The following is a 21,276-nucleotide window of genomic DNA, read 5'->3' as shown; positions in this document are numbered from 1 at the left end:
AAGGAATAAGTGATGACAGATAACAAACAAACTCCATTAGTGATCAAATTAGGCGGTGCTGCACTGTCGTGTACTGAGACATTAAGTCAGGTATTTGGTGCGATTGCCACTTACCAACAACAAGCTCAGCGACGAATTGTGATCGTCCATGGTGGAGGTTATCTAGTGGACGATCTTATGGCGAAACTACAACTGGAAACTGTTAAGAAAAATGGTTTACGTGTGACTCCTTATGAGCAGATCCCAGTGATCGCTGGTGCATTAGCGGGTACGGCAAATAAGATGCTGCAAGGACAAGCGATTAAAGATGGCCTTAACGCCGTTGGTTTAAGCCTTGCCGATGGTGGTCTCTGTCATATCGAAGAGCTTGATCCAGAGCTAGGTGCGGTGGGTAAAGCGACCCCAGGTGATTCATCGGTACTTCAAGCAGTATTGGCGACAGGTGCACTGCCAATCATTAGTTCGATTGGCTTGACTGAGCAAGGGCAGATGATGAACGTTAACGCTGACCAAGCTGCAGTCGCAGTCGCGGGCAGTCTAGATGCTGAATTGGTGCTGCTTTCTGATGTGAGCGGTGTATTGGATGGCAAAGGTCATTTGATTAAAAGCCTTGATGAGAAACAAGCGCAAAACTTGATTGATGGCCACGTTATCACTGATGGCATGATCGTTAAGGTACAAGCCGCGCTTGAAGCCGCCAATGACCTCGGTCGACCTATTGAAGTGGCAACATGGCGTTACCCAGACAAGCTGACGGCTCTGTTTGCTGGTCAAAGCATTGGTACCCAGTTTCTACCTCAGTAAAGATGGAATAAACAATTTCGTTTCAATGCACAGACGTTGGACTAAATAAGAATTAACAGGAAGTAACCCGTAGCACTGACCGCCAAGCGCAGCGCCGGGAATTTGGAGAAGTAAAATGAGCAAAGTTCAAGTAAATAAAGTAGTTGTCGCATACTCTGGCGGTCTGGATACATCAGTGATCATTCCATGGCTGAAAGAAAATTATGATTGTGAAGTGGTTGCGTTTGTAGCCGATGTTGGCCAAGGCGAAGAAGAACTAGCAGGCATCGAAGAAAAAGCCAAAGCGTCAGGTGCATCAGAGTGCTACATCGCAGACCTAAAAGAAGAGATGGTTGCTGATTACATCTACCCAACGCTAAAAACAGGTGCTTATTACGAAGGTAAATACCTACTAGGTACCTCAATGGCGCGTCCAATCATTGCCAAGGCTCAAGTGGAAGTGGCACGCAAAGTGGGTGCAGATGCTCTATGTCATGGCTGTACCGGTAAAGGTAACGACCAAGTACGTTTTGAAGGTGCATTCGCAGCACTAGCTCCGGACCTACATGTCATCGCACCATGGCGTGAATGGGATCTCGTGAGTCGTGAAGAGTGTCTAGATTACCTAGCAGAGCGTAATATTCCATGTAGCGCTTCTTTAACTAAGATTTACTCTCGTGACGCTAACGCGTGGCATATCTCAACAGAAGGTGGTGTGCTAGAAGATACTTGGAACGCGCCAAACGATGATTGCTGGGCATGGACGGTTGACCCTGAACAAGCACCAAACGAAGCGGAATACGTAACGCTAAAAGTTGAAAAAGGCGCAGTAGTGGCAGTTGATGGTGAGACAATGACGCCTTACAACGCACTGGTATACCTAAATGACAAAGGTGTGAAACACGGTGTCGGTCGTATTGATATCGTTGAAAACCGTCTAGTCGGCATGAAGTCTCGTGGTTGTTACGAAACGCCAGGGGGCACTATCATGATGGAAGCTCTGCGTGCGGTTGAACAGTTGGTTCTGGATAAAACAGCATTTGAGTTCCGTGAAGAGTTAGGCGTGAAAGCATCGCATCTAGTTTACGATGGTCGTTGGTTCACTCCGCTATGTAAATCTATCCTAGCGGCGTCAGAAGAGTTGGCTCAAGACGTTAACGGTGAAGTGGTTGTTAAGCTGTATAAAGGCCACGCAACAGTAACTCAGAAACGCTCTGACAACAGCTTGTACTGTGAAGAGTTTGCAACCTTTGGTGAGGACGAAGTGTACGACCAAAGTCATGCAGAAGGCTTTATCCGCCTTTACTCACTATCAAGCCGTATTCGTGCGCTAAACAGCTTGAAAAAATAATCACAGCTAGACTGAGATAGTAAAAGCCCGTTTGTGACAGCAAACGGGCTTTTTTAGTTCTCATTGGATAGGAAGTGGAGAATTGGTCGTGAATAAATATGTTAAAAAAGTGAATTAATACTTTCTTTTTGTTTTGATTTGCCGTAACTTTGAACCATCATAAAATACTGAATACGATTCAGAGTCAATCTAAGCAATAACAGCAATTCACTCTTTACAGTGAGCATAGGTAATCAGGAGATACGCGATGGCATTATGGGGCGGAAGATTTACCCAAGCGGCAGATACGAGATTCAAAGATTTTAACGACTCATTGCGTTTCGATTACCGACTAGCTGAACAAGATATCGTAGGTTCAATTGCTTGGTCAAAAGCCTTGCTTTCTGTCGACGTATTAAACGAAGAAGAGCAACAAAAGCTCGAGTTGGCACTGAATGAACTGAAACTTGAGGTGATGGAAGACCCGCATCAGATTTTACGTTCTGATGCTGAAGATATTCACTCTTGGGTTGAGCAGCAACTGATCAGCAAAGTCGGCGACCTAGGTAAAAAGCTTCATACTGGCCGTTCGCGTAACGATCAGGTGGCGACAGACCTTAAACTTTGGTGTCGTCAGCAAGGTCAGCAGCTATTAATGGCACTTGATCGCCTGCAAGCTCAAATGGTCTCTGTAGCGAAAGTTCATCAAAATACGGTACTGCCGGGCTACACGCACCTACAACGTGCCCAACCAGTTACTTTTGCTCACTGGTGTTTAGCTTACGTTGAAATGTTTGAGCGTGACTACTCTCGTCTGCATGATGCAATCCATCGATTAGATACGTGTCCGTTGGGTTCTGGCGCATTGGCAGGTACTGCGTATCCGATTGACCGTGAACAAGTCGCTCACAACCTAGGTTTTCGTCGTGCTACGCGTAACTCTTTAGACTCGGTATCGGATCGTGATCATGTGATGGAGCTAATGTCTGTCGCGTCGATCTCGATGCTGCACCTATCGCGTCTTGCTGAAGATATGATTTTCTACAACTCTGGTGAATCTAACTTTATCGAGCTGGCAGATACCGTAACGTCAGGTTCTTCTCTAATGCCACAGAAGAAAAACCCGGATGCGTTAGAGCTTATCCGTGGTAAGACCGGCCGTGTCTACGGTTCATTGGCTGGCATGATGATGACAGTTAAGGCGTTGCCTCTTGCGTACAATAAAGATATGCAGGAAGACAAAGAAGGTCTGTTTGATGCGCTAGATACGTGGAACGACTGTATGGAAATGGCGGCGCTCTGTTTTGATGGTATCAAGGTTAATGGTGAGCGTACTCTAGAAGCGGCTAAGCAAGGTTATGCTAACGCCACTGAGCTAGCCGATTACCTAGTAGCGAAAGGCATTCCGTTCCGTGAAGCGCACCATATTGTGGGTGTAGCGGTTGTTGGTGCGATTGCTAAAGGCTGTGCACTAGAAGAGCTATCGATTGCTGAATTGAAAGAGTTCTCAGAAGTGATTGAGTCCGATGTCTACGACATCTTGACCATAGAGTCGTGTCTTGAGAAGCGTAGCGCCTTAGGCGGCGTGTCTCCTAAGCAAGTCGCGCATGCGGTTGAGCAAGCGGAAGGGCGCCTAATTAAGCGTGATACTTCTGCGGTTAACGTACGTCCTGCGCGTCTGACTGATATTGAGTCGCTCGAAGGTATGGTGGCCTACTGGGCTAATATGGGTGAGAACCTTCCGCGTTCGCGTAGTGAGCTAGTGCGTGATATTGGCTCGTTTGCCGTCGCTGAGCATCATGGTGAGGTGACTGGCTGTGCATCGCTGTATGTGTATGATTCTGGCCTCGCTGAAATTCGATCGTTAGGTATCGAAGCGGGCTGGCAGGGCCAAGGTCAAGGCAGTGCCATAGTGCAATACTTGGTGGATAAGGCGCGTCAAATGGCGATTAAGAAAGTATTCGTCCTGACACGTACGCCAGAGTTCTTTATGAAGCAATCCTTCTTGCCAACATCGAAGTCATTGCTGCCTGAGAAGGTGCTAAAAGATTGCGACCAGTGTCCACGTCAACATGCTTGTGATGAGGTGGCATTGGAAGTGAATTTGGTTGAGCAATCAATTGCTCGAGTAAACGTCGCGTAACCAATTGAATTGCAAAGGTGCTGAAAAAGATCAAAAAAGATCGAGTAACTTTGGAACTAATTATAAAAGGCAGAGTCTATTAAAGTACCACTGCTTTTTCTTAGAAGAATCTAAGAAGGCCCCCAAACCAGTATTTGGTTTTGGGGCTTTTTTCTTTTTTACTCTTCATATTTGAAGCCATAGCTTCGTTGTTAAAAAAACTCACCTAATCGAATAGACTCACTATGCTCATAGGATTCGTTTTTTCTCCGCCTCGCTCTGACTCCAACTATTTTGAGTGAAAGGGTCGTTATTCTTTTCGGCTGTTGCGCTTTCGCCACGGCAAGATGACAAAACGCACCCATAAGTGCAGAGCTAGCAAACCATTAAACGCAAACCCCGCAATGATCAAAGCGATAGACTCAATGCTTTTCGGATCGTCTTTGAACAGAAACCACCAAACAATCCAGCACAACACCGATAGCACGGTGAGCTGATCCATACAGCGCTTACAGCGGCCAATTTTTTTCCAAAACCAGCCATTATTTTTACAGTGAGGGCATGTCATAGTGGTACGAATTCGGTAACATAACTTGCTATAGAATATCGCAATCTAATTTGAAAGTGAGAAAAATGATCGAACGCCAACATACCAAACAGCGCATGAGCCGTATTGTGAAGCACAATGGTACGATTTACCTATGTGGACAAGTTTGTGCCGATGCTACCAAAGACATCACTGAACAAACTCAAACTATGCTTGATAAGGTTGAACAACTACTGCTTGAAGCCGGTAGTGATAAAGAGCATATGCTATCTGCAACTATCTACTTGAAAGATATGCAAGACTTCCAAGAGATGAATGCGGTATGGGATGCATGGGTACCTGTGGGCCACGCGCCTGCACGCGCTTGTGTCACTGGCGATATGGCTCGTGAAGCGCTGCTGGTGGAAATCTCAGTGATTGCAGCTGAGAAGAATAGCAGCTGTTGCTAATTCTCTGATTGAACGTAAAAAGGAAAGCACAGTGCTTTCCTTTTTTTTGGGCTGATTGAGCTTGCTTACCTAATTAACCTAAGTAAGTTTCTAACTCTTCGCTACCACCGATGTGCTTACCACCAATGAAGACTTGCGGAACCGTTGTACGGCCAGTAATGGCGCGTAGGCTTACTGTAGTCGCATCTTTACCGAGAATAATCTCTTCATACTGAAGGTCATGGTCAATTAGGTTCTGTTTTGCTTTAACACAGAATGGACAACCTGGTTTGGAAAATACCGTGATTGATTCTTGAGTTCTGTAGTCTGGTGCAATGTGTTTTAGCATAGTATCTGCATCTGACACTTTGAACGGGTCACCTGGCTCGTTTGGCTCGATGAACATCTTCTCTACCACACCGTTTTTCACTAGCATGCTGTAGCGCCATGAACGTTTGCCAAAGCCAAGGTCATTCTTTTCAACAAGCATGCCCATGCCATCAGTGAATTCGCCATTACCATCAGGAATGAAGGTGATGTTTTCTGCTTCTTGGTCGTTTTTCCACGCGTTCATCACGAAGGTATCGTTGACGGATACACAGAGGATTTCATCCACACCATGCTCTTTGAACACAGGGAATAGCTCGTTATAACGAGGTAGGTGGCTAGATGAACATGTTGGAGTAAACGCACCTGGAAGGCTGAATACAATAACGGTCTTATCTTTAAATAGATCATCACTCGTAACGTTTACCCATGCGTCGCCTTGACGGATTGGGAAAGTAACTTGAGGGACATTTTGACCTTCTTTAGATGCAAACATAATGATTTCCTATTTTGATTTTATATAATTATTTTTTGAGACTTAGCAGTGTTTTCACTGTGCTCTGTTTCGATGAAGTTATTATTAAAGAAATTCTTTGATAGCTCTAATCGTTTGATGCTATGGTTTTGATAGATAATTTCTATCTAGTAAGTGGAGAGAAGACCAATAATGAATATCCGAGATTTTGAATACTTGGTTTCGCTAGCTGAGCATAAACATTTTCGAAAGGCGGCCGAAGCGTGTTTTGTTAGCCAGCCGACCTTGAGTGGCCAAATTCGCAAACTAGAAGATGAGCTAGGGACAGCATTATTGGAGCGAAGTAGTCGCCGAGTACTCTTTACTGATGCAGGCTTGCAGTTGGTTGATCAGGCTAAACGTATCTTGACCGAAGTGAAAACCTTTAAAGATATGGCTAGCGGGCAAGCAGGCGATATGGTGGGGCCGATGCACATAGGTTTTATTCCAACCGTGGGCCCATACTTACTGCCGAAAATTGTACCTATGCTCAAAGAGGCCTTTCCTGATTTAGAGCTCTATTTACATGAAGCGCAAACTCATCAGCTCGTGCGCCAGTTAGAAGACGGTAAGTTAGATTGTGTAGTCCTAGCTTCTGTGGCGGAAACCGCTGCATTTAAAGAGATTGAAGTCTATAACGAGCCAATGAGTGTCGCTGTGCCCTGTGACCATGAGTGGGCGGGGCTTGATGAAGTTGATATGCTCGATCTGAATGGAAAAACCGTCTTGGCGCTAGGCGATGGACACTGCTTAAGAGATCAGGCGTTAGGTTTCTGTTTCGCAGCTGGCGCTAAAGATGATGAACGCTTTAAGGCCACGAGCCTAGAGACACTACGCAACATGGTTGCGGCAGGTGCGGGTATTACTTTGTTGCCAGAGCTATCACTACCAAAAGAGAAACAAAAAGATGGTGTGTGCTATGTTCGGGCAATCAATCCTGTTCCATCACGCAGCATCGTTTTAGCCTACCGCCCAGGCTCGCCACTTCGATCTCGCTTTGAGCAACTAGCCAAAGCGATTACTCAACAGCTACAAGCTTAAGACTAGTTACCGAAAAGAAAAAAGGGTTGATACCTCGGTATCAACCCTTTTTCGTTAGTACTACTGTAAGTTAGAACAGGTCTTCACCATCTTCAGAGGTGTAGATGCTGTCGGTAAGCTCATTACTGACATACTCTGTCGGTTCAGTGCCCTCACGGAAGTATTCGAACATTGAGCTAGAGTCAAACTTGTTGGTCAGTAAACCAGAATCGCGATCGATACGGACGCGAACGATATTCTCAGGAATGACTTTCTCTTGTGCCGGTACGCCCGCTAAGGCTGAACGCATGAAATCAACCCATGCTGGCTGAGCCGTTTTTGCCCCAGCTTCCGCTCCAGAGATCTGATTCTTAGCGAGGTTGCTGTTTGGAGTCGTTCTACCTAGATTGCGGTTATGGTCATCGAAACCAACCCAAGCAATTGCCACCATTCCTGGGCCATAGCCGTTATACCAAGCATCTTTTGAATCGTTGGTGGTACCGGTTTTACCACCGATATCACGGCGTTCTAGTTTCTGTGCTCGCCAACCTGTACCGTTCCAACCCGTTCCATCACGCCAGTTACCACCACCCCATACGTTGCTGTACATCATTTCACGTACGATGAATGCAGTTTGCTCAGAGATTACCTGAGGCGCGTAGCGAGGCTGTGAGTCATCATCTGCGACCACATCTTGCTCAGCAAACTCGCTTGCAGAGTGGTTAGGCTGCTCACAGTTGCTGCGGCAAATGGTTTTCGGCGTCGCTTCAAACTCTAAGTCGCCATACGGACCTTCGATTCTGCTGATGTAGAAAGGCTCGACATAGTAACCGCCATTGGCGAAAACAGAGTAGCCTTGGGCCATTTTGATCGGTGTTAAGCTACCTGCGCCTAGTGCGATGGTTTCTGAGCGAGGTACCTGGTCAATATTGAAACCAAAGCGAGTGAGGTATTCACGAGTTTCATCCAGACCCACTTCACGCAACACGCGAACGGCCATGACGTTTTTCGATTGAGCTAGACCGATACGTAGGCGTGTTGGGCCGGTATAAGTCGGTGGTGAATTCTTAGGACGCCACGCTGTGCCTTGGCTCTTATCCCACTGGTTAATCGGTGCATCGTTAATCAGTGTCGCCAGAGTTAGCCCTTTATCGATAGCTGCCGAATAGATGAAAGGTTTAATACTTGAACCTACCTGACGTACTGACTGAGTAGCGCGGTTAAATTTGTTGTGAATAAAGTTAAATCCACCTACCAATGAAAGGACCGCGCCGTTTTCTGGGTTCATCGCGACAAAGGCGGTATTGGCATTAGGTACCTGGCTTAGGTGCCATGCAACCGTGCTCTCTTCGTTATCCGATGGTGTTTCTATTTGGCGAACCCAAATTTGTTCACCTGCTGCTAAAACATCAGCCGCTTTATTCGGCACTGGTCCTTGGCGGTCATCAGTTCGGAACTTACGTGCCCACTTAATACCATCCCATTCAAGTGTCTGTACGCCTTGGTTCTTAACCCAAACCGTTGCCTGTTTTCCTTCCACTTTAGTCACGACTGCAGGGATCAGCTGACCGTAAGATGGGACGTTGTCCAGTGTTTTATCGATTTGTTGATCGTCAAAAGCGGTTTGGCCTTTCTCCCAAAGAACTTTCTCTGCACCTCGGTAGCCGTGGCGCTCATCATAAGCCAGTAGGTTATTAATGGTGGAGTCATTAGCGGCGGCTTGCAGTTTTGAATCGACAGTGGTGTAGATTCTCATACCTGAGGTGTACGCTTCTTCTTCACCATAGCGAGCTACCATCCAGGCACGAGCAAGTTCTGCGACGTAAGGGGCACTGAGTTCGATTTCAGCACCATGGTAACTTGAAACGAGCTCTTCTGAGCGTGCTTGGTCGTACTCTGCTTGGGTAATGTACTTTTCATCCAACATACGCAATAAAACGACATTACGACGGTTTGTCGCGCGTTCGATTGAATGAATTGGGTTCATGGTTGATGGTGCTTTTGGCATACCCGCAAGTGTCGCGATCTGACTTAGCGATAAGTCTTTTAGGTCTTTACCGAAATAAGTCTGAGCTGCGGCACCAAATCCGTAAGAGCGATAACCTAAGAAAATCTTATTGACGTAAAGCTCCATGATCTCTTCTTTGCTAAGAAGCTGCTCAATATGGATAGCAATAAAGATCTCTTTAATTTTACGCATGATCTTCTTTTCATTGGAAAGGAAGAAGTTACGTGCAAGTTGCTGAGTGATAGTACTCGCCCCTTGCTTTGCTGAACCTGATAGCGCAACAACAACTGCTGCACGAGTGATACCGATAGGGTCGATACCTGGGTGTTCGTAAAAGCGACTATCTTCTGTCGCGATCAGAGCTTCTACCAGATGGCGAGGGATATCGTCATACGCGACTGGAATTCGACGCTTTTCACCGAACTGAGAAATCAGCTTGCCGTCTTGGCTAAACACCTGCATAGGTGTTTGTAGCTCGACATTTTTTAATGTTGCTACGTCAGGTAGCTCTGGTTTGACATAAAGGTAGAAGCCGAAGATCGTACCGACTCCAAGAATTATGCAAATCAATGTGAATATAAACAGTCGCTTTATGAACTTCACCGGATATTCCCTGATTAATAGGATTCACGATATGCAAACCCTTGTACTTTAAGCTAAAAAATTTAGCTCATTATCTATGTGTTTATCTAACCATCAATTTAAACATATGAGCGAAGCAAAAAGTACGGAGCCAAGCTGCATGGGTAAATCATTAGTTACAGGCATTGATATTGGTCACCACAGCATTAAAGCGGTTGTTCTCAAGTCATACCAAGGCGCAATTGCCCTTGTAGATTATCAAGAACTGCCAATAGAATCGGACATTTTCTCTGATAACCACATGTTAAATTATCAGAAAATTGTAAAGAAACTCAAAGAACTAAGGAAGTCTTTGCCGCGATTTAGCCACAAAGTTGCTTTATCCGTCCCTGATAACGCTGTAATAAGTAAAGAATTACAAATAGATAGAGGCCTAGAGGCGCGAGAAAGAGAGTTTGCCATCTTTGAGGCATTTTCTCACCAATCTCCCTTCCCAATCGAGGAGTTGAGCTTTGATTTTGTCCCTATCGAGGCCACAACGCTAAATAGTGTTTGTCGTTATCAGGTCTATGCGACCAGAAAAGATCTCGTTGAGAGTCGAATCCAAGCCGTGACCAAGGCAGGTTATACGCCTGTGTTGCTCGATGTTCAAGCTCACGGTTTGGCCCAGCTTTGGCGACATACAGCGCATAGATACCAGCGGCAACAGTGGATATTACTGGATGTAGGGTTTAGCCAATCTTCACTGTGTATCGACTTTAATAATAAAGCGCCGCTGTGCAAAGAGCTCCCTATAGGCACTCAGATGATTGAAGCGTTAATCAGTAGTGAAGGTTTACGTCATCACAGTACCGAGCAGTTTATCCATACATTGATTGAGAAACTCCAACGCCAAAGACAGCTAATTGCTTCCATGCACGAGATTGAAATTGAAGGCATCTGGCTATGTGGTGGTGGCGCGGTGACTCCTCTGCTGGCTGAAGAGATAGCTCGTCGTCTTGCAATACCTTGTGAACTTTTGAATCCGCTGACTTTATTCGAAGGCAGTGTTAACCAGCGCCAAGCGGAGATTTTGAGTGGCTACCGGTATGCGACAGCGGCAGGGTTAGCGATGAGAGGAATTGATTGGTTGGAGCGTAAGCATGTTGCATAGCATCAACCTGTTGCCGTGGCGTCAGGGTTTAAGAAGGCGCCATAAACAACGATTTTTCGCACTACTTGTGACAGCGCTTTTTATTGCGTTTTTGCTGCAGTGGTTAGCGGGTCAGTATTTATTCAGCCAAGGGCAGATTCAGCAATCTCGCTTAAGCTATCTCAATCGTTATATTTCTCAGCTTGATGTGCGTATCAAGCAATTAAGCCGACTGGAACAGGACCATGGGGCGTTGCTGACTCGACTTCAAGTGGTTGAAAGGTTGCAAGGGCTAAGAAATAAAACCACCGACTTTATGAATGCGTTGCCAAGTTTTATCCCTCAAGGTGTGTATGTCGACAAAATCAATATGAGTGGTCATCAGGTTCAAATGTCTGGGATCAGCGAAACGACATCGCGTTTGGCGAGTATGCTCGAAAAATTAGAAAAGTCGCCATTAGTTAGCAAGGTAGCAATGCACTCCATCGTTCATGGTGAGGTGCGTTTTGAGCAAAAGTTTCAAACCTTCAATCTTTCCTTCTCTTTTCAATCACCATCTGAAGCGGCAGGTGCGCAGCGATGATGGACTATTCCGATTTCGATCTTGAAGAGATCGCTGAGTGGCCATTGGTCGCTCAAATAACCGCACTGATAGTGTTAATCATGCTGATCCAAACGGCGGGCTACTGGTTCTATTTGATGCCTCAATCTGAAAATATTGCGGCGCTTAAGCGTCAGGAGCAAACCTTGAAAGCGACAGCACAGATAAAGGCCAATAAGGTGGCGACGATCCCTAAGTTGCAACAGCAGCTAGAAGAGTTATCACAGCGATATGACTACCTGTCGCAACAGTTGCCTGAACAAAAGGAGTTGGCCAGTATGTTGGCTGCGGTCAATGAGGTCGGCCTTAAGAACTCGCTGATTTTTACTCGTATCGATTGGGGGAAAAAACAAAACCAACCGTTTCTCTACCGATTGCCACTTAATATCGAACTGACCGGGAGCTACCACAACATCGGTGACTTTAGTCAGGCGATTGCACAGCTTCCACGCATTATTCACTTTGATGAGGTTAATTGGCAGCGAGTAAGCCAAGAGAGCAGCACAGTGCATTTCAGAGTGCGAGCCTATACCTATCAGTTTAAGCCAGAGGTGAGAGATGAACTTTAACCTTAACCGCTTAGCCATCCTAGTGGCAGCTCTGAGCCTAATGGCTTGCAAGGCTAACCAAGCGCCGCTTGACGACTACATTACTCACCTTGAACGTCAGGCTCATAAGGATGTAGCCGCTCTGACGCCACTGGTTGAAGTGAATCTCCGCGACTACCAAGCCCATCAGTTACGAGAGCCTTTTGCGTTGCCACAAGCCGTCATCACATCGACGCGATCTCAGTCAAAGAAAGATTGTTGGCAACCGAATCAAATGAAAACTGGTGGAGAGCTAGAACGTTATCCTCTAGCGAAACTGCGTCTTAAGGGCGTCATGAGCCGAAATAAAAGTATGTCGGCGCTGGTGCAAACGCCGGCAGGCAAGGTGGTTAAAGTCAGCACAGGTCAGCCTATCGGGGTTAATCGCGGCAAGGTAACCCGGGTGACTGCAGAATATGTACAGATTATTGAGCCCCTTCCTGATGGGCTAGGGTGTTGGAATCAGCGCAATGTTAAGTTAGCGCTCAAGTAGAGGCCAAAGGTTGGGAACGAAGATGATAAAAGGAGTTACTGATTGGCTCTCTCGCTATGTGCAGGTGATGATGCTGTTGTGTTGCTGTGGTTTTGGCACGGCAGCGCTGGCGCAACAAGAGGTGGAAAACGTACTGGAAGGAATTGATTTTCGAGTGGGCAATGAGCGACAAGCGAGGATCATTATTCAGCTGCAACACCCTCAAGTGGCCGTTGATATACGCAAAACGGCTGACGGGCTACAGATAGAATTGCTCAATACGCAGGTCCTAGATGAACAACTTTACCTTGCTGATGTAAAAGATTTTGCGACCAATGTGAAGACCATTGAAGTATTTCGCAACCAATCTAGTGCGCTACTCGTTGCGATGATTAATGGTAATTACAGTTATGACTACAGTATCAATGGCACAGACTTACACGTGGAAGTTAAGGCGGCCGTGGGGCAGTTTGATCTAAAGTCGAACCCGGCACCTGAACAGGAAGCGAAAAAAATATCGATTAACTTTCAAGATATTCCGGTGAGACATGTGCTGCAACTTATTGCCGACTATAACGATTTCAACCTTGTGGTGTCTGATTCTGTGAGTGGCAACTTAACCTTGCGGCTAGATGGATTGCCATGGCAACAAGTCCTTGATGTCATTCTGCAGGTAAAAGGGCTAGATAAGCGGGTGATGGACAACGTGGTTTTAATCGCCCCTCAAGCCGAGTTGGATGCTCGCCATCGAGAGGAGCTTGAAAAGGCTCGCCTAGAAGCAGAACTGGGTGAGCTGCGCTCTGAAATTGTCAAAGTGAAATTCGCTAAGGCTTCTGAAATTGCCAGCATGATTGGTGGGGAAGGGGCGATAAGTATGCTCTCTTCGCGTGGGGCATTAAGTGTCGATGAGCGCACCAATGCTCTGCTTATCCGCGATTTGCAACCCAACATTGATGTTATTCAGGAGCTTATCAGCGCATTGGACATTCCGGTTAAACAGGTACAGATCGAAGCTCGGATTGTGACGGTACACGAGGGGAACTTAGATGAACTCGGTGTGCGTTGGGGTTATCACAACACCAATGGCAGTACCTCGCTCGGTAGTAGCATTGAAGACAATGTATTTGGTGCAGTACCAATCGATGACATGTTGAATGTGAACTTGGCAGCCACCTCGGTCAATGCGTCGAGCATCGCTTTTCAGGTGGCTAAATTGGGCTCAGATATGTTGTTGGACTTAGAACTCTCAGCATTGCAGCGAGAGTCCAAGGCTGAGGTCATTTCAAGTCCACGCCTGATTACCACCAATAAGAAGCCAGCCTACATTGAGCAAGGTACGGAAATCCCTTACTTAGAATCCTCTTCTAGCGGAGCAACCAGCGTCGCGTTTAAAAAGGCGGTGTTAAGTTTGAAAGTGGTTCCACAAATAACTCCGGATAACCGACTAGTGTTGGATTTAAGCGTTACCCAAGATCGGCCGGGTGATATCGTCAAAACGGGCACTGGTGAAGCGGTGGCGATTAATACTCAGAGGATTGGCACTCAGGTGTTGGTCGATAATGGTGAGACTGTGGTGTTAGGCGGAATTTTTCAACACAGTGTGACGGATGCGGTGGATAAAGTTCCTATGCTCGGAGACCTTCCGCTACTTGGGGCACTTTTTCGTCGAACCTACCAAAAAATGGGCAAAAGTGAACTGCTGATTTTCGTTACCCCCAAAGTCGTAATTCAGTAAGAATCTCCTTACGTGCAAAAATAAATTTGCATTAAGGGCACCTTATCTAGATAATTTCGGGTCTTATCACGAATTATCTGTGAGGAATAGGTGCCACAAGCATCTCTATTGCTAGTTCTAAACTGGCTTTTCTTGTGGCGATGTCATTGAATTAACGTTGTAAATTACTGCTAAACATGGCTGAGAAACGCAATATTTTCCTTGTAGGCCCAATGGGTGCCGGCAAGAGCACAATCGGTAGACACCTAGCTCAACAACTTCATATGGAGTTTGTTGATTCTGATACCGTTATTGAAGAACGCACTGGCGCAGATATCGCTTGGGTATTTGATGTTGAAGGCGAAGACGGTTTCCGCAAACGCGAAGAATCTGTAATTAATGATCTTACTGATGAGCAAGGTATTGTACTTGCAACAGGTGGTGGTTCAATTAAGAGCAAAGAAAACCGTAACCGTCTTTCTGCGCGCGGTATTGTTGTTTATCTAGAAACAACAATTGAAAAGCAACTTGCTCGCACTAACCGCGACAAGAAGCGCCCATTATTACAAACTGATGATCCACGTGAAGTGTTAGAGTCTCTAGCTGGAGAACGCAACCCACTTTACGAAGAAATTGCGGATTACACAGTACGTACAGACGATCAAAGTGCAAAAGTGGTAGCCAACCAGATCGTAAAAATGCTAGAAGAACGTTAAGACTTTTTTAGCAATTGGAGAATACCCATGGAACGGATTACGGTCAGCTTAGGCGAACGTAGCTATCCAATCTCAATTGGTGCCGGATTATTTAATGATCCGGCCCACCTTTCTTTTTTATCGGGCAAGCAAAAAGTAGTGGTGATTTCTAATGTCACTGTTGCTCCTCTTTATGCCGATAAAATCCTCTCTCTTTTAAAGCAATTAGGCTGTGACGCATCGTTACTGGAACTGCCTGATGGCGAGCAATACAAATCACTAGAGACATTCAACTCTGTCATGAGCTACCTACTTGAAGGGAATTTTGCCCGTGATGTGGTCGTGATTGCCCTTGGTGGTGGAGTGATCGGTGATTTAGTTGGTTTCTCTGCGGCGTGTTATCAGCGCGGTGTCGACTTTATTCAAATTCCGACCACCCTGCTGTCTCAAGTGGACTCTTCTGTTGGTGGCAAAACGGCGGTTAACCACCCACTGGGTAAGAATATGATTGGTGCCTTTTATCAGCCGAAAGCGGTGGTGATTGATACCGATTGTCTAAAGACATTACCAGAACGTGAATTTGCTGCTGGTATTGCTGAAGTGATCAAATACGGCATTATTTACGATCAGGCATTCTTTGTTTGGTTAGAAGAGAACCTTGAAAAGCTCTATGCTCTGGATGAGCAAGCACTGACTTATGCCATTGCACGTTGCTGTGAAATCAAAGCGGAAGTGGTCGCAAAAGATGAAAAAGAGTCAGGTATTCGCGCTTTACTGAACCTAGGTCATACATTTGGTCATGCGATCGAAGCAGAGTTGGGTTATGGTAAGTGGCTACATGGCGAAGCGGTTTCTTCGGGCACGGTAATGGCTGCAAAAACAGCGCAGCTTCAAGGGCTTATCAGTGAAGAGCAAGTTGAGCGAATTCTCTCTATACTGAAGAGAGCGAAACTGCCAGTACATACACCTGAGCAAATGTCTTTTGCTGATTTCATCAAGCACATGATGCGCGATAAGAAGGTGTTAGCTGGTGAGCTTCGTTTAGTCTTACCTACCAGTATAGGTACAGCTGACGTAGTGAAAGGTGTGCCAGAGTCGATTATTGAACAAGCCATCGACTTCGCTCGCACGGTTTAAGTCTTCTTGTTTGTAGTATCAATCCACGCTAACCAGTGATTGGTACTGCTCAAATGATCATTAGGATTTTGTGAAATGAGCTTAGCGCGTGATCCACGTGTGTTGGAGTTAGACTCGCAGGTTGAACTGCTAGAACGATTACAACTACTGACCAATTTTGGTTCCAACCTCGTCACCATTGGAGGTGACAAAGGGGCGGGGAAAACGTGGTTAGCACAGTATTACCTTGAAGCTTGGGCGCAAGACAAAAACCAATCTTTGTTGATGTGCTACCCCAATCAAGATGATCAGCAGCGCCGCACTACCGTTCTAACTCAACTTATTTCAGAGCCTCTATTTGACCCATCGGACTCCATCGTGGAGTCTTTTTCGCGTTTAATGGAAGGTGAAAGTTGCGATGTCGTGATCGCGGTTGATGATGCTCATCTGCTCAGTGAGTCTTTTATTTCAGAGCTGTGGATGTTGGTGCTGGAAGCGCAGATTCATCCGGGCTGGACGATAAACGTGTTACTGTTTGCTCAGCCAAGCAGTTTAGACGCCTTGTTAACTCGTCTGAGCTATGGTCAAGAACACAAGCCAATTGATTTGGAAATTGAAGCACTTAGTCAACAAGAAGCGGACCGTTTTTTTGAACATTTGGTGATTCGTTTTGTCGAAGACGATATGGAAAAGCGGGTTCGCAACGCGTATCGAACTGTGGCGCGCCGCCCTGGCGAAATCATGGCATTAGGGGAACAAAAAGTGGAAAAAAGGATCATTATCCGCTCGATCGTAGGCTCGCCTACCAATATCGCTATGCTAGTGGCGATTCTACTGATGGTTATTGGTGGAGGGTATTGGTGGATGATGTCTCAGCCATCACCTGATGATAAAGCTCAGCAAATCACTCAGACAATGGAACAGACGGTAATCCCAACACTGCCAGAAGTTTCCTCAGTGGATGCGACTTCGCAACTGGTTGAACCCGAGGCGAGCATTGACCCGAGTTTAGCTGGTGCAGAAGATGATTCTAGTGCTTTGCCTCCAGATGTCACCGAGCAAGTCTCGAGTGTGGGCAATGCTGACGACGATCACCAACGTGTGGTGATTACCTCTGATGTGGTCGATGCCTTGTTGGAGAATAAGCCGGAAACGGTCGATACCAGCAATATTAAGGCGGTCGTTGAGCAATCAACGGAAGCTGAACCTGTCGTTGAACCACAAGCGCAAAGTGAACCAGAGACTCAGCCGCAGCCTTCGGAAACTGTTATTACGTTCTCATTTACTAAAGCTGAACTTAAGAGCTTTTCTCCTCGTAGCTATACCTTACAGCTTGCCGCCGTGCAATCACTGCAAGAGGTGCAGAAGTTTATTGACCAGTATGACCTGAGCAACCAAGTCTTTATTTATCCTACCGTTCGTAATGATGTGGATTGGTACATCGTGACTTACAGTAACTATCCAACCATTCAGGTGGCACGTGACGCGGTGCAAGGGCTTTCTAGCGAGCTGCAAAACCTAGAGCCTTGGGCAAAATCTCTTAACCAAGTTCAACGTGAAATTGAGCGTGGCAACTAAGATGGCTTGATTCTCTCTTTGAGCTAGAAAATTGTCTGAGATTAATTGCAAAATATGTTACATTCCGCAGCCTTAATTTGTGGTTGATAGATAGAGCAGTAGATGAAGAAGCAGCGAGCCTTCCTGAAATGGGCAGGTGGAAAATACGGACTTGTCGAAGATATCCAGCGTCACTTGCCAGAAGCACGTAAGCTGGTGGAGCCGTTCGTAGGTGCTGGTTCTGTTTTTCTTAATACTGACTATGAGCAGTACTTACTTGCAGATATCAACCCAGATCTGATTAACCTCTACAATCTGCTTAAAGAGAACCCACAAGCGTATATCTCAGAGTCCAAGCGTTGGTTCTGTCCTGAGTACAATCGCAAAGAAGTTTATTTGGATGTCCGCGCTCGGTTCAATGCGACTGATGACGTGATGTATCGCTCTTTGGCATTCCTTTACATGAACCGTTTTGGTTTTAATGGCCTGTGCCGTTACAACAAAAAAGGTGGTTTCAATGTGCCATTTGGCTCGTACAAGAAGCCATACTTCCCAGAAGCAGAATTAGAATTCTTCGCCGAGAAAGCCAAGAAAGCGACCTTTGTTTGTGAAGGTTATCATGAGACGTTTAAGCGCGCGCGTAAGGGCAGTGTGGTATACTGCGATCCTCCATATGCGCCACTTTCAACCACGGCGAATTTTACCTCCTATGCGGGTAATGGTTTTAGCTTAGATGATCAAGCTGCGCTAGCGGATGTGGCCGAGAAAGCGGCCACGGAACGAGGCATTCCAGTGCTGATCTCAAACCACGACACCACGTTAACGCGCCGCTTGTACCATGGTGCTGAGCTTAACGTGGTCAAGGTGAAACGAACCATAAGCCGCAACGGTGCTGGTCGCAACAAAGTTGATGAACTTCTTGCGCTGTTTAAGCCTGTTGAAAGCAAATAATCACATTTCATCACACTTCTCTATCTTCTGATCTCTAGCTTAGGTAGAATTGCGCGCAAAGTTTCTTCAGTGTGCAATGATGCCCAATTTAACCTAGAGGTCAGGTATGAAAGATTTCCTTATCGCTCCATCGATTCTGTCTGCAGATATGGCTCGCTTAGGCGAAGACGTAGAAAAAGTACTCGCAGCTGGCGCTGATGTGGTTCATTTCGACGTAATGGACAACCACTACGTACCAAACCTGACCTTCGGTGCGCCAATCTGTCAGGCGCTACGTGACTACGGCATCACGGCACCAATTGATGTTCACCTAATGGTTAAGCCAGTTGACCGCATTATTCCTGATTTTGCGAAAGCGGGCGCGTCGATGATCACTTTCCATATTGAAGCATCAGAGCACGTTGACCGTACTCTGCAACTGATCAAAGAACATGGCTGTAAAGCGGGTGTGGTATTAAACCCTGCAACGCCGCTATCTCACCTTGAGTACATCATGGACAAAGTCGATATGATTCTGCTGATGTCGGTAAACCCAGGTTTTGGTGGACAGTCATTTATTCCTAACACACTCGATAAGCTGCGTGCAGTACGTAAGATGATTGATGAATCTGGCCGCGATATCCGCCTAGAAATCGACGGTGGCGTGAAGGTTGATAACATCAAAGAGATCGCAGAAGCAGGCGCAGATATGTTCGTAGCAGGCTCTGCTATCTTTAACCAGCCAGATTACAAACAAGTGATCGACCAAATGCGCGCTGAGCTAGCAAAGGTAAAGTAATTCGATGAGCAGTATTAAACTTATCGCTTTTGATTTAGATGGTACGCTGCTTGATAGCGTGCCAGATTTGGCGGTTGCAGCGGACCAAGCAGTACAAGCTCTGGGTTACCCAGCGGTAACAGAAGAGCAGGTTCGCGATTACGTGGGTAATGGCGCAGATATCTTAATTGGCCGCGCATTAAGTCGTAGCTTGACGGTCTCTCCTGAGCTTGATCCTGAACTGCACGCCAAAGCGCGTGTGATGTTTGATGATTACTACGAAAAGAGTGGTCACAAGCTTAGCCACCTTTACCCTGCAGTAAAAGAGACGCTAGCTGCGCTCGATAAAGCGGGCTTTACCATGGCACTGGTAACCAACAAACCATCGAAGTTTGTACCAGACGTGCTGGCGAAACATGGCATTGATAAGTACTTTGTTGATGTGATTGGCGGCGATACTTTCCCAGAGAAAAAACCCAACCCGATGGCTCTGAACTGGCTGCTAGAAAAACACGGCTGTCAGCCACAAGAGATGATGATGGTCGGCGACTCAAGTAACGACATTAAAGCGGCTAAGAATGCTGGATGTCATTCGTTCGGTCTGACATACGGCTACAACCACGGCGAGCCAATCTCGGTGTCACAACCTGATTATGTCGCGGATACCATCGCAGATTTGGTTGAAGCTGTCGCTGTTTGTACTGAAGCCTAATAAAAGGTCTTCCAAAATACTCGTTAATGAGTACACTGAGTAAACCGTGTTTCTAGGTGATTAATCCCTAAGTCGACACGGTTTTTTCATTTATTTAGATTAAGAAGTCAAAGGAACTATTCCCATGAGCAAACCCATCGTATTGAGTGGTGTTCAACCATCAGGTGAACTAAGTATCGGTAACTACTTGGGTGCTCTACGTCAATGGCAGCAGATGCAAGACGATTACGATTGCCAATACTGTGTCGTAGACCTTCACGCGGTTACGGTTCGTCAAGATCCGAAAGCACTGCATGAAGCGACTCTAGATGCATTAGCAATCTGTCTGGCTGTTGGTGTTGACCCGCAAAAGAGCACGCTATTTGTTCAGTCACACGTACCAGAGCATGCTCAACTTGGTTGGCTTCTTAACTGTTACACCCAGATGGGTGAACTGGGCCGAATGACTCAGTTTAAAGATAAATCAGCACGTTACTCGAAAGATTCATCGAGCCAGTTTGGTGATGTAAACGTCGGTCTGTTCGATTACCCAGTGTTGATGGCAGCAGACATCCTGCTATACGGTGCGCATCAAGTGCCAGTAGGTAGTGACCAGAAGCAACACCTTGAGCTAGCGCGTGATATCGCTAACCGCTTCAACAACATCTACTCGCCAGAGCAGCCTATCTTCCAAGTGCCAGAACCTTACATTCCAACAGTGAATGCACGTGTAATGAGCCTGCAAGATGCAACGAAGAAGATGTCTAAGTCTGACGATAACCGTAAGAACGTGATTACTCTGCTTGAAGAGCCGAAATCAATCATCAAGAAGATTAACAAAGCTCAAACTGATGCAGAGACTCCACCGCGTATTGCTCACGATTGGGACAACAAAGCGGGTATCTCTAACTTGATGGGTCTTTACTCTGCCGCGACGGGTATGAGCTTCGAAGAGATTGAAGCGAAGTACCAAGGCGTGGAAATGTACGGTCCATTTAAGAAAGACGTTGGCCAAGCATTGGTTGAGATGCTAGAGCCAATTCAAGCTGAGTACCACCGTATTCGTGCTGACCGTGCTTACATGGACCAAGTGATGAAGCAAGGTGCAGAGAAAGCATCGGCTCGCGCAGCGGAAACGCTGAAGAAAGCATACCAAGCGGTTGGCTTTGTGGCTCGTCCATAGACCTAGCTGTTTTCGCGAAACATAAAAAAACGGACTCATTGGAGTCCGTTTTTTTGTCTTAGTATTTTGTCATTCCATAGAGTGACGCAGGAGCGAGTAGGGAATCTCTTAAGGTTTGTGACTACTGGAAGAGATCCCCAATTCGTTCGTTCCTCTCTC

20 protein-coding genes are annotated in these 21,276 nt (G+C 46.2%); 17 read left to right on the top strand and 3 right to left on the bottom strand.

What is annotated here, in order from left to right:
• Positions 1-12: 12 nt before the first annotated feature.
• The 3 genes from argB to argH all read left to right on the top strand — a co-directional run bounded on the left by argB (position 13) and on the right by argH (position 4,256).
• Positions 13-804, top strand: a complete 792-nt coding sequence (gene argB, locus VIA_RS21365) for an acetylglutamate kinase (protein ID WP_004415954.1) — start codon at positions 13-15, stop codon at positions 802-804.
• A gap of 115 nt (positions 805-919) precedes the next feature.
• A complete protein-coding gene (locus VIA_RS21360) occupies positions 920-2,134 on the top strand; it encodes an argininosuccinate synthase (protein WP_004415953.1) in 1,215 nt (404 codons plus the stop codon).
• A 247-nt stretch (positions 2,135-2,381) separates the two neighbouring features.
• The gene (gene argH / locus VIA_RS21355) at positions 2,382-4,256 is read left to right on the top strand and encodes an argininosuccinate lyase (protein WP_004415951.1); all 1,875 of its coding nucleotides are present in this window, start codon (positions 2,382-2,384) and stop codon (positions 4,254-4,256) included.
• 289 nt (positions 4,257-4,545) lie between these two features.
• On the opposite strand, the gene VIA_RS21350 is transcribed toward argH, so the two are convergent.
• On the bottom strand, positions 4,546-4,803 hold the full coding sequence (locus VIA_RS21350; RefSeq protein ID WP_038211150.1) for a DUF3624 domain-containing protein: 258 nt from the start codon (positions 4,801-4,803) through the stop codon (positions 4,546-4,548).
• Positions 4,804-4,868: 65 nt separating this feature from the next.
• On the opposite strand from VIA_RS21350, the gene VIA_RS21345 reads away from it, so the two are divergent.
• On the top strand, positions 4,869-5,231 hold the full coding sequence (locus VIA_RS21345; RefSeq protein WP_004415948.1) for a RidA family protein: 363 nt from the start codon (positions 4,869-4,871) through the stop codon (positions 5,229-5,231).
• 73 nt (positions 5,232-5,304) lie between these two features.
• Here VIA_RS21345 and VIA_RS21340 read toward each other — a convergent pair whose 3' ends face one another.
• Complete coding sequence (locus tag VIA_RS21340) at positions 5,305-6,033, bottom strand: redoxin family protein (protein ID WP_004415946.1); 729 nt, start codon at positions 6,031-6,033, stop codon at positions 5,305-5,307.
• A gap of 171 nt (positions 6,034-6,204) precedes the next feature.
• On the opposite strand from VIA_RS21340, the gene oxyR reads away from it, so the two are divergent.
• Entirely contained in the window at positions 6,205-7,092 is an 888-nt protein-coding gene (gene oxyR, locus VIA_RS21335) for a DNA-binding transcriptional regulator OxyR (RefSeq protein WP_004415945.1), read from the top strand.
• Between the two features lie 70 nt (positions 7,093-7,162).
• On the opposite strand, the gene VIA_RS21330 is transcribed toward oxyR, so the two are convergent.
• Entirely contained in the window at positions 7,163-9,682 is a 2,520-nt protein-coding gene (locus VIA_RS21330) for a penicillin-binding protein 1A (RefSeq protein ID WP_004415944.1), read from the bottom strand.
• Positions 9,683-9,821: 139 nt separating this feature from the next.
• Here VIA_RS21330 and pilM point away from each other — a divergent pair, with 139 nt between their 5' ends.
• From pilM to trpS, 12 genes are all read left to right on the top strand, one after another.
• Positions 9,822-10,814 carry a type IV pilus assembly protein PilM gene (gene pilM / locus VIA_RS21325; protein WP_004415942.1) on the top strand — a complete coding sequence of 331 codons (993 nt, stop codon included), beginning with the start codon at positions 9,822-9,824 and terminating at the stop codon, positions 10,812-10,814.
• Entirely contained in the window at positions 10,804-11,376 is a 573-nt protein-coding gene (locus VIA_RS21320) for a PilN domain-containing protein (RefSeq protein ID WP_004415941.1), read from the top strand. The genes pilM and VIA_RS21320 overlap by 11 nt, the downstream gene beginning before the upstream one ends.
• Entirely contained in the window at positions 11,373-11,963 is a 591-nt protein-coding gene (locus VIA_RS21315) for a type IV pilus inner membrane component PilO (protein WP_004415939.1), read from the top strand. Before VIA_RS21320 ends, VIA_RS21315 begins: the two co-directional genes overlap by 4 nt.
• Positions 11,953-12,474: a pilus assembly protein PilP gene (locus VIA_RS21310; RefSeq protein ID WP_004415938.1), complete on the top strand. Its 522-nt coding sequence runs from the start codon at positions 11,953-11,955 to the stop codon at positions 12,472-12,474. The genes VIA_RS21315 and VIA_RS21310 overlap by 11 nt, the downstream gene beginning before the upstream one ends.
• A gap of 22 nt (positions 12,475-12,496) precedes the next feature.
• Positions 12,497-14,188: a type IV pilus secretin PilQ gene (locus VIA_RS21305; protein WP_004415936.1), complete on the top strand. Its 1,692-nt coding sequence runs from the start codon at positions 12,497-12,499 to the stop codon at positions 14,186-14,188.
• A gap of 176 nt (positions 14,189-14,364) precedes the next feature.
• Positions 14,365-14,883 carry a shikimate kinase AroK gene (gene aroK, locus VIA_RS21300; protein ID WP_004415935.1) on the top strand — a complete coding sequence of 173 codons (519 nt, stop codon included), beginning with the start codon at positions 14,365-14,367 and terminating at the stop codon, positions 14,881-14,883.
• 27 nt (positions 14,884-14,910) lie between these two features.
• The gene (gene aroB, locus VIA_RS21295; protein WP_004415933.1) at positions 14,911-15,999 is read left to right on the top strand and encodes a 3-dehydroquinate synthase; all 1,089 of its coding nucleotides are present in this window, start codon (positions 14,911-14,913) and stop codon (positions 15,997-15,999) included.
• Positions 16,000-16,074: 75 nt separating this feature from the next.
• Complete coding sequence (locus VIA_RS21290; protein WP_004415931.1) at positions 16,075-17,556, top strand: SPOR domain-containing protein; 1,482 nt, start codon at positions 16,075-16,077, stop codon at positions 17,554-17,556.
• Positions 17,557-17,658: 102 nt separating this feature from the next.
• Positions 17,659-18,486, top strand: coding sequence for a Dam family site-specific DNA-(adenine-N6)-methyltransferase (locus tag VIA_RS21285; protein WP_004415929.1), 828 nt, complete (start codon positions 17,659-17,661; stop codon positions 18,484-18,486).
• Between the two features lie 106 nt (positions 18,487-18,592).
• Entirely contained in the window at positions 18,593-19,264 is a 672-nt protein-coding gene (gene rpe / locus VIA_RS21280; RefSeq protein WP_004415927.1) for a ribulose-phosphate 3-epimerase, read from the top strand.
• Between the two features lie 4 nt (positions 19,265-19,268).
• Positions 19,269-19,955, top strand: coding sequence for a phosphoglycolate phosphatase (locus VIA_RS21275; RefSeq protein WP_004415926.1), 687 nt, complete (start codon positions 19,269-19,271; stop codon positions 19,953-19,955).
• Positions 19,956-20,079: 124 nt separating this feature from the next.
• Entirely contained in the window at positions 20,080-21,117 is a 1,038-nt protein-coding gene (gene trpS, locus VIA_RS21270; RefSeq protein ID WP_004415924.1) for a tryptophan--tRNA ligase, read from the top strand.
• Positions 21,118-21,276 lie beyond the last annotated feature (159 nt).

The sequence above is a fragment of the Vibrio orientalis CIP 102891 = ATCC 33934 genome, assembly GCF_000176235.1.
Classification (GTDB): Bacteria; Pseudomonadota; Gammaproteobacteria; order Enterobacterales; family Vibrionaceae; genus Vibrio; species Vibrio orientalis.
This window is presented reverse-complemented; position numbering and strand designations above follow the sequence as displayed.